This is a genomic window from Streptomyces flaveus (assembly GCF_014647675.1).
In the GTDB taxonomy this organism is placed as follows: Bacteria; Actinomycetota; Actinomycetes; order Streptomycetales; family Streptomycetaceae; genus Streptomyces; species Streptomyces flaveus.
Map to the genome: position 1 here is coordinate 1 of NZ_BMPQ01000047.1, position 16,272 is coordinate 16,272.

General features: G+C 68.7%; 15 protein-coding genes. 4 read left to right on the top strand and 11 right to left on the bottom strand.

Going from position 1 to position 16,272, the window contains the following annotated elements; translation table 11 throughout:
* Positions 1-148: 148 nt before the first annotated feature.
* The 3 genes from IEZ21_RS43480 to IEZ21_RS43490 all read right to left on the bottom strand — a co-directional run bounded on the left by IEZ21_RS43480 (position 149) and on the right by IEZ21_RS43490 (position 1,501).
* A complete protein-coding gene (locus tag IEZ21_RS43480) occupies positions 149-406 on the bottom strand; it encodes a hypothetical protein (protein ID WP_189327329.1) in 258 nt (85 codons plus the stop codon).
* A 101-nt stretch (positions 407-507) separates the two neighbouring features.
* The gene (locus tag IEZ21_RS43485) at positions 508-996 is read right to left on the bottom strand and encodes a DUF6082 family protein (protein ID WP_189327330.1); all 489 of its coding nucleotides are present in this window, start codon (positions 994-996) and stop codon (positions 508-510) included.
* A gap of 100 nt (positions 997-1,096) precedes the next feature.
* Positions 1,097-1,501: a winged helix-turn-helix transcriptional regulator gene (locus tag IEZ21_RS43490; protein ID WP_189327331.1), complete on the bottom strand. Its 405-nt coding sequence runs from the start codon at positions 1,499-1,501 to the stop codon at positions 1,097-1,099.
* A gap of 92 nt (positions 1,502-1,593) precedes the next feature.
* Here IEZ21_RS43490 and IEZ21_RS43495 point away from each other — a divergent pair, with 92 nt between their 5' ends.
* Both IEZ21_RS43495 and rarD read left to right on the top strand, forming a co-directional pair.
* Positions 1,594-2,448, top strand: a complete 855-nt coding sequence (locus IEZ21_RS43495) for an SDR family oxidoreductase (protein ID WP_189327332.1) — start codon at positions 1,594-1,596, stop codon at positions 2,446-2,448.
* 268 nt (positions 2,449-2,716) lie between these two features.
* Entirely contained in the window at positions 2,717-3,640 is a 924-nt protein-coding gene (gene rarD / locus IEZ21_RS43500; protein WP_246568817.1) for an EamA family transporter RarD, read from the top strand.
* Positions 3,641-3,663: 23 nt separating this feature from the next.
* Here the strand turns inward: rarD and IEZ21_RS43505 are convergent, their stop codons facing one another.
* A complete protein-coding gene (locus tag IEZ21_RS43505; protein WP_189327333.1) occupies positions 3,664-4,878 on the bottom strand; it encodes a 4-hydroxybenzoate 3-monooxygenase in 1,215 nt (404 codons plus the stop codon).
* Between the two features lie 184 nt (positions 4,879-5,062).
* Between IEZ21_RS43505 and IEZ21_RS43510 the strand changes: the two genes are divergently transcribed.
* On the top strand, positions 5,063-5,527 hold the full coding sequence (locus IEZ21_RS43510) for a VOC family protein (protein ID WP_189327334.1): 465 nt from the start codon (positions 5,063-5,065) through the stop codon (positions 5,525-5,527).
* 38 nt (positions 5,528-5,565) lie between these two features.
* On the opposite strand, the gene IEZ21_RS43515 is transcribed toward IEZ21_RS43510, so the two are convergent.
* From IEZ21_RS43515 to IEZ21_RS43540, 6 genes are all read right to left on the bottom strand, one after another.
* Positions 5,566-6,531 carry an ABC transporter permease gene (locus tag IEZ21_RS43515; protein WP_246568805.1) on the bottom strand — a complete coding sequence of 322 codons (966 nt, stop codon included), beginning with the start codon at positions 6,529-6,531 and terminating at the stop codon, positions 5,566-5,568.
* Positions 6,518-7,510: an ABC transporter ATP-binding protein gene (locus tag IEZ21_RS43520; RefSeq protein WP_246568807.1), complete on the bottom strand. Its 993-nt coding sequence runs from the start codon at positions 7,508-7,510 to the stop codon at positions 6,518-6,520. Before IEZ21_RS43520 ends, IEZ21_RS43515 begins: the two co-directional genes overlap by 14 nt.
* A gap of 76 nt (positions 7,511-7,586) precedes the next feature.
* Positions 7,587-8,825, bottom strand: coding sequence for a LolA family protein (locus IEZ21_RS43525; protein ID WP_189327335.1), 1,239 nt, complete (start codon positions 8,823-8,825; stop codon positions 7,587-7,589).
* Between the two features lie 289 nt (positions 8,826-9,114).
* Positions 9,115-10,149, bottom strand: a complete 1,035-nt coding sequence (locus tag IEZ21_RS43530) for a CHRD domain-containing protein (RefSeq protein WP_189327336.1) — start codon at positions 10,147-10,149, stop codon at positions 9,115-9,117.
* Positions 10,150-10,334: 185 nt separating this feature from the next.
* Complete coding sequence (locus IEZ21_RS43535) at positions 10,335-11,345, bottom strand: polyprenyl synthetase family protein (RefSeq protein ID WP_033319578.1); 1,011 nt, start codon at positions 11,343-11,345, stop codon at positions 10,335-10,337.
* Between the two features lie 339 nt (positions 11,346-11,684).
* Positions 11,685-12,542 carry an HAD family hydrolase gene (locus IEZ21_RS43540; protein ID WP_189327337.1) on the bottom strand — a complete coding sequence of 286 codons (858 nt, stop codon included), beginning with the start codon at positions 12,540-12,542 and terminating at the stop codon, positions 11,685-11,687.
* A 261-nt stretch (positions 12,543-12,803) separates the two neighbouring features.
* On the opposite strand from IEZ21_RS43540, the gene fahA reads away from it, so the two are divergent.
* Complete coding sequence (fahA, locus tag IEZ21_RS43545) at positions 12,804-14,018, top strand: fumarylacetoacetase (RefSeq protein WP_189327338.1); 1,215 nt, start codon at positions 12,804-12,806, stop codon at positions 14,016-14,018.
* An 81-nt stretch (positions 14,019-14,099) separates the two neighbouring features.
* Here the strand turns inward: fahA and recQ are convergent, their stop codons facing one another.
* Positions 14,100-16,118 carry a DNA helicase RecQ gene (recQ, locus tag IEZ21_RS43550; RefSeq protein ID WP_246568809.1) on the bottom strand — a complete coding sequence of 673 codons (2,019 nt, stop codon included), beginning with the start codon at positions 16,116-16,118 and terminating at the stop codon, positions 14,100-14,102.
* Between the last annotated feature and the right edge of the window lie 154 nt (positions 16,119-16,272).

Here is a 16,272-nt window from a genome sequence, read left to right on the forward strand (position 1 = left end):
TGTCGGACCAGCTGGACACGGCCATCGAGCAGAACGGGAAGGGCGACCTGGCCGCGCTGCTGGCGGGCGGGGACACCTGGACTGTCGTGGGCTGACCCTGATGTGAAAGGGCGGGCCTGGGTGCCGTACGACACCCAGGCCCTCGGCGTTACGCGTCGGGGATGTCCCTCTTGGCGCGGATGAGGGTCTCGCGTGTGATCACGACGATGCGCTCGTGGTCGGCGCGGGCTGCGTCCTGGGGGAGTTGGCGGTCCAGGACGGCGGTGGCTTCAGTACCGATGATGGCGAAGTTGCCGTCGCTGAGTTCGAAGATGTCCGGACAGGTTTCCCCCGTTACGCTGCCCCGCAGCTTGGGTGGATCTCCAAGGCGCCGTGTGATCCGGACAGGCGAAGACTCGTTGTGCAACTGACTGATCCTCTCGGAGCGCGTAGTACGCGGGGCAGATTCTTCTGGGCCGCGATGCGCTCGGACAAACTACTCGCATTCAGTCAGACATTCGGAGGAAATCAGGCATCCGGAGACTCCGGCACGACCACCCACCACTCGTCCAGTTCGTCGCCGCGCTCGTCCATGATGACGTCGATGGCCCTGCCGGCCCGCGCCTCCAGAGACTCCGCAGGCAGCATCTCCCGCTGCTCGGCCGTCAGTTCCCAGTACTCCGCGAAGACGGAGTTCTTGCTCAGTACCTTCAGCGTCCCGAGGAGTTCGCCCCGGTCCAGCGCACCGATGCGATAGCCCAGCAAGAGCAGCCCGTACTCCCGGTTGGCGAAGAGCATCTGGCGGCGCTTGCCCTCGGACAGGCCGTTCAAGGTACTCAACGCGTCGGCGAGCGACGGATCAGCGATCCCCTGGTCCAACTGCTCCACGAAGAAGCGATGCAACTGGATCAGGTTCGCCCGGTGCATCTCCTCCGCCACACGGGCAATCCCCTCCGTCATGAGGCCGACTCGCTGAATCAACTCCCGCACGAGCTCGTCCTGTTGCAGTACAGCCATGGCGATGCACCCCCGACTCCAGTGTGCCCGCCGACTCAGACGGGCGCGGGAGGCGGACAGGGGGCCGCACGGAAAGACATGCCGGCACTCTGACTCAGAGCTATCCCCTGGCCGCGTCATACATCTCGCGCGCCTCCAGTACCGCGTCCATGCGGCGAGCCGTCCAGTCGGCCAGCGCCTGCACCTGCTCGGCGGCCTCGCGGCCCAGGTCCGTCAGCGAGTAGTCCACTCTCGGCGGGATCACCGGCTTCGCGTCCCGGTGGACCAGCCCATCCCGCTCCAGCGTCTGCAAGGTCTGCGTGAGCATCTTCTCGCTGACGCGCCCGATGGCACGCCGCAGCTCGCTGAAGCGGTGCGGGCGGTCCAGGAGCTGGATCAGGACCAGGACGCCCCAGCGGCTGGTGACGTGCTCCAGTACGAGGCGGTGCGGGCACATCGCCTCGCCCTCGACGCTCCATTTGCCGACTGCTGCGGGACTGGCGACAACTGCATCACTTACGGCCATGCCAGTACCTTACTTCAAAGTGGGTACTTTCGTAGAGTTAGTGCATCCCCTAAGGTTAGTGACCTACCCACCCCGCAAGGAGCTGCAACATCATGAGCATCGTCGTCACCGGAGCCACCGGCCACCTCGGCCGCTTTGTCATCGAAGGACTGCTGGAGAAGGTCCCGGCCGACCAGATCACGGCCGTCGTCCGCAGCGAGGAGAAGGCGGCGGGCTACGCGGCCCGCGGCGTGAAGATCGCGGTCGCCGACTACAGCGCTCCCGAGACCTTCGACAGCGTCTTCTCCGCCGGTGACAAGGTGCTCCTCATCTCCGGCAGCGAGGTCGGCAACGACCGCGTGGGCCAGCACAAGGTCGTCCTCGAAGCCGCCAAGGCCGCCGGGGTCGCGCTCCTCGCGTACACCAGCGCCCCCAGGAGCCTGACCGCCGCACTGGCCGACGACCACCGGGGCACCGAGGCGGCGATCCTCGAGTCCGGCGTGACGTACACCCTGCTGCGCAACGGCTGGTACAACGAGAACTACACCGAGAGCCTCGCCCCGGTCCTGGAGCACGGCGCCGTCGTCCAGGCCGCCGGCGACGGCAAGGTCTCCTCGGCCTCCCGCGCGGACTACGCGGCTGCCGCCGTGGCCGTGCTGACGGGCGAGGACCACGAGAACAAGACGTACGAGCTCGGCGGCGACACCGCCTGGAGCTTCGCCGAGTACGCGGCCGAGGTGGCCAAGCAGACCGGCAAGGAGATCGCGTACAGCCCCGTCTCCGTCGAGGTCTACACGGGCATCCTGACCGGCGTCGGGCTGCCCGAGCCGCTTGCCGCGACCATCGCCGGCGTGGACGCGTCCGTCGAGAAGGGCGAGCTGGTCGTCACCAGCGGCGACCTGTCCCGGCTGACCGGCCGCCCGACCACCCCGATCGCGGAGTCGATCGCGGCGGCGCTCAAGGGCTGACCTGCTCGAGAGCGATGGCCTTCGAGGGCCGACTCCCCTGCTGCCCTCAAGAGCCGTCCTCGCCCACCCCTGCTTGTAATGACCGTATCGTGGATACGGCCATGACAGGCGGGGGTGTTCGGCGTTACCGTCGTGAGCGGCTGCGCGCTCGCAGCCGCTCGAGAGGGGAGAGGCCGTGCCGGTGGGGTCCAAGGGCGAGCAGCACACAGGTCCGGAGTCCAAGGGCGAGCAGCGCATAGGCCTGCTGAACGGCTTCGCGGCGTACGGCATGTGGGGCCTCGTCCCCCTCTTCTGGCCGCTCCTCGAGCCCGCCGGAGCCATCGAGATCCTCGCCCACCGCATGGTGTGGTCGCTCGGCATCGTCGCGATCGCGCTGCTGGTGATACGGCGCTGGGCCTGGGCCGGCGAACTGCTGCGGCAGCCGCGCAGACTGGGACTGGTCGCGGTCGCGGCGACTGTGATCACCATCAACTGGGGCGTCTACATCTGGGCCGTGAACACCGGCCATGTGGTGGAGGCATCCCTCGGCTACTTCATCAACCCGCTCGTCACCATCGCGATGGGCGTGCTGCTCCTGAAGGAACGGCTGCGGCCCGCCCAGTGGGCGGCGGTCGGTATCGGCTTCGCCGCGGTTCTCGTGCTGACCATCGGGTACGGGCAGCCGCCGTGGATCTCCCTCTGCCTCGCCTTCTCCTTCGCGACGTACGGGCTGGTGAAGAAGAAGGTCAATCTGGGAGGTCTGGAATCGCTGGCCGCGGAGACCGCGATCCAGTTCCTGCCCGCGCTGGCGTATCTGCTGTGGCTGGCGGGGCAGGGCGACCTGGTGTTCGGCACCGAGGGTGCCGGGCACGCGGCGCTGCTGGCCGCGACCGGTGTGGTGACGGCGGCGCCGCTCGTCTGCTTCGGGGCGGCGGCGATCCGCGTACCGCTGTCGACGCTCGGGCTGCTCCAGTACCTGGCACCCGTGCTGCAGTTCCTGCTCGGCGTCCTGTACTTCCACGAGGCCATGCCCGCCGAGCGGTGGGCCGGGTTCGCGCTGGTGTGGGCCGCGCTGTCGCTGCTGACGTGGGACGCGCTGCGGACGTCACACCGGGCGCGGCTGACTCTGCAGGCGGCAGGGGTTGACGAGGCGGCAGCGGCCGACGCAGACATCCTGGAAATCCAGAAGCCGACCTCGAGCCCCAGGCCCTAGTCGCCCGGTAGTCGATAGTCGGGTCAGTAATCGGCGTCCTTGCCGATGTACAGCCCCGCGAACCCGGCCGCGGCGGCGGGCGAGGCGAGGGTCCGCCGCAGCCGGGCCGCAGTGGTGCCCGCCCGGAACGGGTCGCCGGACGAGGCGCCGTGGTAGATGTCCGACAGCCACAGCGAGAACTCCTGGTACTGCCACACTCGCCCCAGACAGGCCGCCGAGTATCCGCTGAGTCCGCTCTCGTCGCCCTTGCCGCAGTACGCGATGAGCGCGTCGCCGAGCAGCAGGGCGTCGTGGATCGCGAGATTCATGCCCTTCGCACCGATCGGCGCCAGGAGGTGGGCCGCGTCGCCGGCCAGATACAGCCGCCCGTACGCCATCGGCTCCACGACGTAGTTGTGCATGTCCAGGACCCGCTTCTCGATCAGCCGTCCCTCGGTGAGCGGCTGGGCCCCATCCGCCGCGAGCCGCTCGTGGAGCTCGGCCCAGACGCGTTCGTGCGACCAGTTCTCGGGGTCGTCACCGGGCGGGCACTCCAGGTAGTAACGGGTGACCTGCGGGCTGCGGGCCATATGCCCGGCGAAGCCCCGCGGATGGATGCCGAAGACGACGCAGTCGTTTGACGGCGGCGCCTCGGCGAGCAGCGCCAGCCAGCCGATGCCGTAGTCGTGCCGGGCGACGCCGACGTGCTCCGGCGGCATGCACGCCCGGGCGACACCGCGCGCGCCGTCGCAGCCCGCGACGGCCGCGCAGTCGAGTCGTACGCGCTCGCCCGTGTCCGGATCCGTGTACGACACCGAGGGCTGGTCCGAGTCGATGGCGTGCACCTCCACGTCGCGTACGCCGAAACGGATGTCACCGCCCTGTTCGTCCGCGTACACGCGCACCAGGTCCGTCACCAACAGTGGCTGGGGATAGGCGAAGTGATGGTGCCCGGACATATCGCCGTACCGGAACCTGTGCCGCTCCCCCGCGATCCGGAACTCGCACTCGCTGTGCACCTGGGCGTTCTCCAGCAGCCGGTCGGCGAGGCCGCGCCGCTCCAGGGCGCGCACCGCCCACTCCTCCAGGAAGCCCGCGCGGGGCCGCTGCTCGATGAACCCCCTGCTCTCCGCCTCCAGCACCACGCAGTCGACGGAGGCGGCACGCAGGATGTTGGCCACGGTGAGACCGGCGGGGCCGGCACCCACGACGACGACCGAGGTGCGCTCTGTGGAGGAGGGGGCGGCGGTGTCCGTCATAGGGCCATTATGTCGGCGAGCACCGCACTGTGTGGTGTGCCCGCGCATCCTCAACTGACCGTCTGCCGGGGTGGGTTGGCGTTCGCCTCGGTTGTCGCTCCGGCCACTCTCGGCCTCGCTCGATCCGGCGGGAGAGAGTAAGGAAGCGGGGACGAAACCACCCCGTCCGACGTACGGTCCATCCATGACACAGTCGCATACCCCTCTGCACTGGAAGCTCGTCATCGACGCCGCCGACCCGCACGCCCAGGCCGACTTCTGGGCCGCTGCCCTCCGCTACGACGTCGAGGACAACAGCGCCCTCATCGAGCGCCTGCTGGGCTTCGGCGCCGTGTCACCGGAGATCACCGTCGAGTCCCACGGCCGCAAGGCCTGGCGCGACCTCATCGCCGTACGACACCAGGAGGACCCGTACGACAAGGAGAGCGGCACGGGCCTCGGCCGGCGGCTGCTCTTCCAACGCGTACCGGAGCCGAAGACGGTCAAGAACCGGCTGCACATCGACGTGCACGCCGAGCCCGGGCAACGCGAGGCGGAGGTCGCGCGCCTGGCGGACCTGGGGGCGACGGTGCTGCGGGAGGTGAAGGAACCGGGCGGCGAGTGGGTGATCATGACGGACCCGGAGGGCAACGAATTCTGCGTGCACTGAGCACCCACTCATCCACCCATGTGCCCATGCGCCGGCTCTCAGGCGGTGATGTCCTTCGTCGTGAAGCGCGCCCACGCCGCCGTGCCGAACACCGCCGCGTACAGGCCCTGAAGGCCGAGGTTGCGGAACAGGTCGTCCCAGTACACCGGATCGCGCATCAGGTCCGCGAAGGACAGCCAGTAGTGCGAGAAGAAGTACGGCTGTATCGCGTGGAGTTGGGGTATCTGATCGAGGATCTGGATGGTGATCAGCAGGCCCACGGTCGTCGCCATCGCCGCTATGCCGCTGCTGGTGAGCGTCGAGACGAACAGGCCGAGCGCCGCGATCCCGATCAGTGAAGCGGCGACGATCAGCGCGATCAGAAACGCCCGCCCCAGCCCTTCACCAAAGCTGATCCGCGTACCGGAGATCGTCGTCAGCTCACCGAGTGGGAACAGCAGGGACCCCACGATCAGCGCCGACAGCGCCACGACGAGCGTCGCTACGACACAGAACGCCAGCGTGGTCGCGTACTTCGTGAGCAGCAGCCGTGTACGCCCCGCGGGTGCGACCAGCAGATAGCGCAATGTCCCGGCGTTCGCCTCGCCCGCTATCGCATCCCCCGCGATGACGCCGATCGCCATCGGCAGGAAGAAGGGCAGCGTCGCGGCGAGCGCCGTGAACACCAGGAACAGTCCGTTGTTGGTGATCTGCGTGACGAAGGCCGGCCCTCCGCCCCCGCCCGACGCACCGTCACTCGTCTCGATCTTCACAGCGATCCCGACGAGCACCGGCACCGCGGCCAGCACCCCCAGCAGCGCGAGCGTCCGCCACCGGCGCAGGGTGGTCACCAGCTCGTTGCGCAACAGGCCGAGGGCCCACAGCGGACTCGGCTTCCACAGGCCGACGACCTCGGCGGTGCCGGAGCCGACGCCGACGTCAGTGACCTCCGAAACCTCAGAGATGCCTGAAGCTCGAGAGCCTTCCGAGGCCTCGGAGACCTCAGATGCTTCAGCCCGCGACATCGAAGCCCTCCCCCGTGAGCGCGACGAACGCGTCCTCCAGCGAAGCCCGTTCGAGCCCGAAGCCCCGTACGCGGACGCCCGCCGACACCAGCGCCGCGTTCACCTCGGCGAGGTCGCGGTCCGGGGGCTCACCGGTCACCCGGTCCTCCTCTACGACGACGTCAGCCATGCCCTGCTCCTTCAGTACACGGGCCGCGTCGCCCGGATCCGGCGTCGTGACGACCAGGAGGCCACGGGCACCGGCCGCCAGCTCGGCCACCGGCCCCTGGATGATCAGCCGCCCCCGCGCCATCACCGCGGCATGCGAGCACACCTGCTCGATCTCGTCCAGCAGATGCGAGGAGAGGAAGACGGTCGTACCGTCCGACGCCAACTCCCGTACCAGCGAACGGATTTCGCGCATCCCCTGCGGATCGAGCCCATTTGTCGGCTCGTCCAGGACCAGCAGCCGGCGCGGCTGGAGCAGTGCCGCCGCCAGGCCGAGCCGCTGCTTCATGCCCAGCGAGTAGGCCTTCGCCTTCTTGCTCGCGGCGGCCGTCAGTCCGACCCGGTCGAGGGCAGCCGCGACGCGCGCGCGCCGAGTGCGAGGATCGGCGGTCGGGTCGGCGGAGTCGTACCGCAGGAGGTTGTCGCGGCCGGACAGGAATCCGTACAGCGCGGGTCCCTCGATCAGCGCGCCCACCTGCGGGAGCACCGTGCGGGTGGCGCGCGGCATGGCTTGTCCAAGGACGCGCGCCGTGCCCGAGGTCGGCTCGATCAGGCCCATCAGCATTCTGATGGTGGTCGTCTTGCCGGAGCCGTTCGGTCCCAGAAAACCGAAGACGCTGCCCGCCGGGACGGCCAGATCGAGGCCGTCGACGGCGAGCTGTCCACCGCGGAAACGCTTGGTGAGCGCACGGGTGGCGATCACCGTGTCCGGCCCGGCTTCCGGCCCAGTTGCCGGCCCGGTGTCCGGTTCCGCGGTGGACAGTTCCGCCATCGACTCCCTCAACTCCCTGTTGGCGCCCGACCAGAAACCTCCGGTCGGACGCCAACCACCTGTCGTCCTCTGCCTGTTACTTCGCGGCGTTGGCCGCCTTCACCAGCGCGTCCTTCGTGACGGCGCCCGCGTACACCTGGCCGTCGTCCGTGATGAGCGCGTTGACCAGTCGGGTCGAGAAGACCGTGCCCGAGCCGAACTCGCCGTTCACCTTCGTGCCCAGCGAGTCGAGGAAACTGCCCGCGTCGCCGGACGCCGAGGGTATGCCCTCGCCGCCGGTGTCGAACCGGGCGATGGTGGTCCAGCCCTCGCCTATGGTCTTGAGCCCATCGAACCCTTCAAGCCCTTCGAGCCCATGGCCCAGATCCTCCTCGGCCTTCGGAAGCGCCTGGTCCTCGGACTTCGCCTCGTCGCCCTCGGTGACCTTCGCGCCCTTCGGCGGGCTGAAGTCGAAGGTGGACGCGTCCGGCTTGCTGAAGTCGACCTTGGTGAAGCCCGCGTCCACGACGGCCGCGCCACCGCTCGCCGGTGTCAGCGTGAATTTCAGAGGCATACCGGTCTTGGAGTCCACCGCTATCGAGATCTGACCGACCGTCGAACCGGACTGCTTCGGCTTGATGACCAGCTTGTACGCATCGCGGCCCGCGACCTGAGCCGTGCCGTCGACGGTCACGGATGTCGTGTCGTCGACCGCCTTCAGCGCCTCGTCGGCCATCTCCTTGGGCGTGGTCGGGACGTCCTTCGGCGCCTCTTCCTTCTTGTCCTTGTCCCCGGCCTTGTCCTCGGCGGCACCGGAGGCGTCCTTCATGTGGAACGCCTCGTTCGACGCGCTGTCGTACGCCCACACCTCGTCGCCGTTGTGGATCAGGCTGTACTCGGCGGCCTTGTCCAGCAGCGACACCTTGTGCTTGTCCGGGCCGTCGGCGGCGACCCGCAACGTGTGCGTACCGGACGCCAGTTCCATGAGCTTCGTCGACGGGTCGGCGGAGGAACCCTCGTCCTCGGAACCGCCGGCGCCGCCGCCACCCGGAGCGAAGCTGCTCTCCAGGCCGCCGAGGTCCGGCAGGCCCAGATTCGTGCTGACCTTCACCGTGCCGGACAGCTGCTGTACGTCGGACGCGGCGATCTTCTCTATGAGTTGCTCAGCGGTGATCTCCGGCAGGTCGGGGTCGCCGGAGCCCGCGAACGCCGGGACCAGCCCGATGGTCGCCGCAGCCAACCCCATCACCGCGACGGGGACGACGTACCGTGCCGCCTTGCGCCGGCCGGTCCGCAGCTCCTCGTTCGTGTCGTCGTCGGATTCGTACGGTGCCATGTGTGCCCTACCTCCGTCGTCGGCGGCGGCTTACCGTCACGCACTCGTCCACCCCGGCCGCCATTGTCACCCGAACTCCTGTGAAGTGGTGTCTCCAATCTGACCAAATCGGCCGACGAGAAGCGTCAGACCTCGGAGCCAACTCTGTGTACTGCTGGGGTATGACACGAGTGGGCGGCGCCTCTCCCGCCCCGTAAGGGTTGTGCGGGAGGACGCCGCCCGTAAGCCGTTCAGAGCCGGTCGGTCATCGCCTCAACAGACCGTGGATCACGGCTCAACAGCCTGTCGGTCACCGGTTGATGAACACGTAGTCCGCCCCGTACGGGACACCCACGATGGTCCCCTCTTCACAGGCCCCGGCGGGAGCCACCCCGCCCACCGTGTTCAGCCGAAGGATCTCGGCCGTACCGGCCAACAGCCCGCGGTGCTTGCCGGACTGAGTGGCCTTGAGGTCCAGCTCCGGGATGTTCTTGTCGCCGTTCGGAGTCTTGGAGATCAGCGCACCGGTGACCGCGCTGCGGTCGGGTGCGATCCACTGCGGTGTACCGGAGTTGGGCTTCACGAAGGAGTGCGCGATGCCACCGCCGAGTACGGCGCGCACATCACGCTGCGCGAAGGCGGTGGTGCCGTCGTCCGCCGTCTTGCACTCGTAGATCTGCTTGCCCTTGATGACGGAGGCCTGGAAGTTGTGCAGCGCGTTCCTGAAGTCGAAGTCCGTGGTGACCTTGTGGAGTTGGCCGCGGACGGCTCCGCCCGGGAACTCGGCGGTGTGCAGATTGGCGTAGAAACCACCCGGGTTGGACTTCAGCTGGTCGAGGAGGGCGGCATCCTCGACCTTGACCGTGCCGGTGACCGTACGGCCCTTGGCCTTCTCCAGCAGCTTGGTGAAGTCGACCTTGACACCGCCGTTGACGCCCTTGGCACCCTGGTGGATGTGGAGCAGGGTCGGCCTGTCGGTGCCGCGCCACTTGACCGCGACGGACACCTTGTCGCCCTTGACCTTCACGAACTGGAGCGCCGCGCCGTCCTTGTCGCCGACGGCGGGGCCGCCCTGGACCGGCACCTCGTTCGCGCCGTTGAGGCTCGCGGCGAGGATGGTGCCGCCGCTGCCACTGCCGCCCGCGAGGCCGCTCTGCACCTCGATGGACTGGCCCCCGTGCTGCGCGTGGTTCGCGCCCTTGCCCTTGGCGCTGCCGTTGGACTGGTTCCCGCTGTCGGCGACCGCCGGGATGACTGCGGCGGCGACACCGGCCGCGGCGGCCACCGCGACACCGGAGATGACCAGGCTCTTACGACGCTTCGCGGACGTAACGAATGTCCCCATGATTCTGTTTTCTCCCCGTAACTCAGCTGACACCCCCTGCGTCAGCTTCTGGGCATAGTTACGGAGTGGATCTGAGTCTGGACTCAATCCAACTATGTGACGTGCGTCACCCTGAATCAGAAGTCTGGAAGGGGCCCTGGACCGGGAGCCTGGTTCGGGACCCTCGTTCAGGAGCTGCGGCGGGATCAGCCCGCCCGGTGCACCACCGCGTCGCACAGCTCCACGAGCGCCGCCTTCGCGTCGCACTCCGGCAGCGGTACGAGCGTGGCGCGGGCCTCCTCGGCGTACCGCACGGTGTCGCGGCGGGCCTGCTCCAGGGCCGGGTGGGCGCGGATCAGGGAGAGCGCCTCGGCATGCCGGGCGTCGTCCGTCAGGTCCGAGTCGAGCAGCTCGGACAGCGCGATGTCCTCGGCCAGACCGAGCCGCTCCACGCGCTCACGCAGCCGCAGCACGGGGAGGGTGGGGATGCCCTCGCGCAGGTCGGTGCCCGGTGTCTTGCCGGACTCGCGCGAGTCGCTCGCGATGTCCAGTACGTCGTCGGCGAGCTGGAAGGCGACGCCGAGCCGCTCCCCGTACTGCGTGAGCACGTCCACCACGGTCTCGTCGGCGCCCGACATCATCGCGCCGAACCGTCCCGACACGGCGATCAGCGAGCCGGTCTTGCCGCCGATCACGTCCAGGTAGTGGTCGATCGGGTCGCGTCCGTCGCGAGGTCCGGCCGTCTCCAGGATCTGTCCGGTCACCAGGCGCTCGAACGCCTCGGCCTGGATCCGTACCGCCTCAGGACCGAGGTCGGCCAGGATGTGCGAGGCACGCGCGAACAGGAAGTCGCCGGTGAGGACCGCCACCGAGTTGCCCCAGCGGGTGTTCGCGCTGGGCACCCCGCGGCGTACGTCCGCCTCGTCCATCACGTCGTCGTGGTACAGCGTGGCGAGGTGGGTCAGCTCCACGACCACGGCGGAGGGCACGACGCCCGGCGCGTACGGGTCCCCGAACTGCGCGGCGAGCATCACGAGCAGCGGCCGGAACCGCTTGCCGCCCGCGCGCACCAGGTGCTGCGCGGCCTCCGTGATGAACGGGACCTCGCTCTTGGTGGCCTCGAGCAGGCCTTCCTCGACAGCCGCCAATCCGGCCTGGACATCGGCTTCGAGAGCCTGGTCCCGCACGCTCAGCCCGAACGGCCCGACGACGGTCACGAGGGTCTCCTGTCTGCTGACGCTCTCAAGGGCGGTCTCTGCGTGCTCTTTGGTGCGGTTGCTGCTGTTGCTTCTTTGGTGCGGTTGCTGCTGTTGCTTCTTTGGGTGCTGTATGTGTCGTGTGCGCTGTAAGTGTTTGTCGATGTGTCGCTGCTCGCACTCAAGTCAGCGTATCCGGTCGCCTTTCGATCACAGTGAGCGCCCGCCCGTCCAGACCAGGCACTATCGGATCACTCACGGCAGGTTCCAGCCGACCTGCTATGACAACGAGGCACACGGCACGGAAGGTTCCGTTCCCGCCACCTCGAAGATCGCCCGAGCCCTGGAGGACACCGCGCTTCAGGGCGTACGCCCGCGCACTCGAGGAGCTGTTTCTGTGACTGCCGCCGTTTGGCGGAACAGCCGCTCCAATACCACCGCGATGCCGTCCTCCTCGTTCGACAAGGTCACCTCGTCGGCCACCGCCTTGAGTTCGGGGTGGGCGTTGGCCATCGCTACGCCGTGGGTTGCCCAGTCGAACATGGGGATGTCGTTCGGCATGTCACCGAAGGCGATCGTTGTGGTGTCTGTGAGACCGAGGTGGGCGGCGGCGAGTGCCAGGCCCGTCGCCTTGGACACTCCACATGGCTGAAGTTCGACGGTGCCGGGGCCGGACATCGTGACAGTGGCGAGGGAACCGACCGCTCCGCGGGCCGCCGACGCCAACTCGTCGTCCGTCAGGTACGGATGGCGCAGCAGCACCTTGCTGATGGGTTCTGTCCAGAGGTCGTCGCGGTGGAGGATCCGTACCGCCGGCAAGGTCGGATGCGGCATCTCGTAACCCGGTTCGATCAACGTGAGCCCGTCGACACCGTCCTGGTCCACCGCCGCGTACACGTCCCCGACCTCCGCCTCTATCTTGCCGAGCGCCGTCTCTGCCAGCTCCCGGTCCAGGGTCACCGACCACACCAGGCGGTCGGCCCCGGCGTCGTACAACTGCGCCCCCTGCCCGCACACCGCCAGCCCCTGACCGCCCAGTTCGTCGAGCAACGGCCGTACGCGCGGCGCCGGGCGCCCCGTCACCACGAGGTGCCGGGCCCCCGCCGTGACCGCCATCGCCAGCGCGGTCCGTGACCGGTCGGAGAGGGTGTCGTCGCCGCGGAGCAGCGTTCCGTCCAGGTCAGTGGCGATGAGTGAATATGCGATCGGTGCGGCCATGATCAGAGAATACGGACCGAACGGCCCATCGACCCGGCCCGAACCGGACGACGTCCGAAACCTCGACCACCCCCCGCGTCACCGTGGAGGCCACCGAGGCGCCAATCCGCCCGAACTCGTCGCCGACCTCCTGGCGTGGCAGCGAGCCGCGGCGAGCGAGTCGTAAGCCTCCGGCGTGCGAGTCGTAAGCCTTTCGGACGCCCCGCGCGCAACTCCCCCGTAACGTGATCCCCACCCACACGGAAAGCGAGGCAGCACCCGATGCCCCCCTTCGAGGTCCCCGAGGGCGATCCCTTCGGTCCCCACAATCTTCCGTACGGCGTGTTCTCCCCAGCCGGCTCCCAGGAGCGCGGTGTCGGCGTCCGGCTGGGCGACCACGTCCTCGACGTGGGCGGCGCGGCCCGGGCACTCGGCTCCCCGTACGTCCGTTTGCTCGCCCGTCGCTCCCTCGACCCCTTGCTCGCGGCGGGCCGCACAGCCTGGTCGGACGTGCGACGAGCGATCACGGCATGGGTGACCGTGCCCGCCCACCGGGAAACCGTCGAATCCCTGCTGCACCCGCTCTCCGAAGTCACCCTGCACCTCCCCTTCACGGTCGCGGACTACGTCGACTTCTACGCATCGGAAAACCACGCCCGCAACGTCGGCAAGATGTTCCGCCCCGATGCCGCCGACTCCCTCACCCCCAACTGGAAGCACCTGCCGATCGGTTACCACGGCCGGTCCGGCACCGTCGTGGTATCCGGCACGGATGTGGTACGCCCCTGTGGCCAGCGCAAAGGACCCACGGACCCCGAGCCGGTCTTCGGGCCGTCTGTCCGCCTGGACATCGAGGCGGAGGTCGGCTTCGTGGTGGGTACGCCCTCCGCCATGGGCTCACGGGTGCCGCTGAGCGACTTCCGCGACCACGTCTTCGGCCTCTGTCTCCTCAACGACTGGTCCGCGCGCGACCTCCAGGCCTGGGAGTACGTCCCCCTCGGCCCCTTCCTCGGCAAGTCCTTCGCCACGTCGGTGTCGGCCTGGATCACACCGCTCGACGCCCTGGATGACGCCCGGGTCGCGCCCCCGTCCCGTACTCACCCCCTGCTCCCCTACCTGGACGACGCCTCCGAGGAACCCGGCGGCTACGACCTGCGTATCTCCGTCGCCCTCAACGGCCATGTCATCTCCGAGCCGCCCTTCTCCACCATGTACTGGACCGCCGCCCAGCAGTTGGCCCACATGACGGTGAACGGCGCCTCCCTGCGCACCGGTGACTTCTACGGTTCGGGAACGGTGAGCGGAGCCGACGAGCGCGAACGCGGCTCGCTGCTGGAGCTGACCTGGAACGGACGCGACACCCTCGAACTCCCCGACGGCAAGCGGACGTTCCTCGAGGACGGCGACGTCGTCACGCTGACGGCCTGGGCACCGGGGCCGAACGGAACCCGGGTGGAACTGGGCGAGGTGACGGGGCAGGTCGTACCGAGCGTGTGACCGCTCATCCGCTCTGCCTCACCCGGCCACCTGCCTCACCCGGCCACCTGCCTCACCCGGTCACCTGTCCCACCCGGTCCTCTATATCCAGTCGTCCGGCCCGTCGGGCTCGTCGGGCTCGCTCCAGTCCTCCGGATCCGGCTCCTGCGTCCCCGAGTCCTCGCCCTCGGCCGCGGGAGCCGGTGACACCGGAGCCAGGGAGGCAAGCACCCCGAGGACCCCATCCCCATACGTCGCGAGCTTCTTCTCGCCCACTCCGCCGATCCCGCCCAACTCCGCGATGGACGTGGGCCCCACCGTGGCGATCTCCCGAAGTGTCGCGTCGTGGAAGATGACGTACGCCGGAACTCCCTGCTCCTTGGCCTGCGCCGCACGCCACGTGCGCAGGGCCTCGAAGACGGGGACCAGCTCCTCGGGCAGTTCGACCGCCGCGGCCTTGGCCTTGCGCTCGCCTCTGGGCGACGCCGACTTCGCGGTCACCGGCTTCTTCGGCTCCTTGCGCAGCGGGACCTCCCGCTCACGCCGCAGCACCGTTCCGCTCGCCTCGGTCAGTACGAGCGTCCCGTACTCGCCCTCGACCGCGAGCAGTCCCTGGGCCAGCAACTGCCGTACGACTCCTCGCCATTCGCCCTCGGACAGCTCCTCACCGATGCCGAACACGGACAGCTGGTCGTGATCGAACTGTATGACCTTGGCGGTTCTGTTCCCGAGCAGAATGTCGACGATCTGGACCGCCCCGAACTTCTGCCCGCGCTCGCGCTGCAACCGCACCACCGTGGACAGCACCTTCTGGGCCGCGACCGTGCCGTCCCAGGTCTCCGGGGGGACCAGGCAGGTGTCGCAGTTCCCGCACGCCGTGGTCTCGGTGTCCTGACCGAAGTAGGCGAGCAGTTGGGCTCGGCGGCACTGAACGGTCTCGCACAGCGCGAGCATCGCGTCGAGGTGCATCGAGGCCCGGCGCCGGAACGCCTCGTCGCCCTCGCTCGACTGGATCAGCTTGCGTTGCTGTATGACGTCGTTCAGGCCGTACGCCATCCAGGCCGTGGACGGCAGTCCGTCGCGGCCCGCGCGGCCCGTCTCCTGGTAGTAGCCCTCGACCGACTTCGGCAGGTCGAGATGGGCGACGAACCGTACGTCCGGCTTGTCGATGCCCATACCGAAGGCGATGGTGGCGCAGACGACCAGGCCTTCCTCGCGCAGGAACCGTGACTGGTGCGCCGCGCGCGTGCCCGCGTCCAGTCCCGCGTGGTACGGCACCGCCTCGATGCCGTTGCGGCAGAGGAACTCGGCCGTCTTCTCCACGGAGTTGCGCGACAGGCAGTACACGATGCCCGCGTCGCCCGCGTGCTCCTCCTTCAGGAAGGACAGCAGCTGCTTCTTGGGGTCGGCCTTCGGCACGATCCGGTACTGGATGTTGGGGCGGTCGAAGCTCGCCACGAAATGGCGGGCGTCCGGCATGCCCAGGCGCTGTGTGATCTCCTGGTGCGTCGTGTGCGTGGCCGTCGCGGTCAGTGCGATCCGCGGTACGTCGGGCCAGCGCTCACCCAGCAGTGAGAGCGCCAGATAGTCGGGGCGAAAGTCGTGGCCCCACTGGGACACGCAGTGCGCCTCGTCGATCGCGAAGACCGAGATCTTGCCGCGGGCGAGCAGATCGAGCGTGGACTCCAGGCGCAGCCGCTCCGGCGCGAGGTAGATCAGGTCGAGTTCGCCCGCCAGGAACTCCGCCTCGACCACGCGCCGCTCGTCGAAGTCCTGCGTGGAGTTCATGAACCCGGCGCGCACGCCGAGCGCCCGCAGCGCGTCCACCTGGTCCTGCATCAGCGCGATCAGGGGGGAGACCACCACACCCGTACCGGGTCTGACCAGAGAAGGGATCTGGTAGCAGAGCGATTTGCCGCCGCCCGTCGGCATGAGGACCACGGCATCGCCGCCGGCCACCACATGCTCGATGACCGCTTCCTGCTCGCCGCGGAACGCCTCGTACCCGAAGACACGGCGGAGCGTGCCCAGCACCTCGCTCTCCGCGAGCCCCGCGGCCCTGCTCTCGCCCAGCCTCACGGCCTGCCCGGCAAGCCCTGCGGCCCTGTCCTCTTCGGTCATCACACCCGTCCCGCCTGTCCCGCCCAACCCGCTCATTACTCTGTCCCCCGTCGCACGTCGTGCCTCGACCACTGCGTCCACGATAGGGGTCACCACCGACAGCCTCAGAGTTATCCACAGGTCGCCTTCGATGACTCTCACCCGACACGCACGA

Coding starts and splice junctions, on each gene's coding strand:
- IEZ21_RS43485 (WP_189327330.1), bottom strand. CDS start 996: ATGGCTGTACTGCAACAGGACGAGCTCGTGCGGGAGTTGATTCAGCGA.
- IEZ21_RS43495 (WP_189327332.1), top strand. CDS start 1,594: ATGAGCATCGTCGTCACCGGAGCCACCGGCCACCTCGGCCGCTTTGTC.
- IEZ21_RS43490 (WP_189327331.1), bottom strand. CDS start 1,501: ATGGCCGTAAGTGATGCAGTTGTCGCCAGTCCCGCAGCAGTCGGCAAA.
- IEZ21_RS43530 (WP_189327336.1), bottom strand. CDS start 10,149: ATGGGGACATTCGTTACGTCCGCGAAGCGTCGTAAGAGCCTGGTCATC.
- fahA (WP_189327338.1), top strand. CDS start 12,804: ATGCCCCCCTTCGAGGTCCCCGAGGGCGATCCCTTCGGTCCCCACAAT.
- recQ (WP_246568809.1), bottom strand. CDS start 16,118: ATGACCGAAGAGGACAGGGCCGCAGGGCTTGCCGGGCAGGCCGTGAGG.
- IEZ21_RS43510 (WP_189327334.1), top strand. CDS start 5,063: ATGACACAGTCGCATACCCCTCTGCACTGGAAGCTCGTCATCGACGCC.
- IEZ21_RS43525 (WP_189327335.1), bottom strand. CDS start 8,825: ATGGCACCGTACGAATCCGACGACGACACGAACGAGGAGCTGCGGACC.
- IEZ21_RS43520 (WP_246568807.1), bottom strand. CDS start 7,510: ATGGCGGAACTGTCCACCGCGGAACCGGACACCGGGCCGGCAACTGGG.
- rarD (WP_246568817.1), top strand. CDS start 2,717: ATGTGGGGCCTCGTCCCCCTCTTCTGGCCGCTCCTCGAGCCCGCCGGA.
- IEZ21_RS43540 (WP_189327337.1), bottom strand. CDS start 12,542: ATGGCCGCACCGATCGCATATTCACTCATCGCCACTGACCTGGACGGA.
- IEZ21_RS43515 (WP_246568805.1), bottom strand. CDS start 6,531: ATGTCGCGGGCTGAAGCATCTGAGGTCTCCGAGGCCTCGGAAGGCTCT.
- IEZ21_RS43505 (WP_189327333.1), bottom strand. CDS start 4,878: ATGACGGACACCGCCGCCCCCTCCTCCACAGAGCGCACCTCGGTCGTC.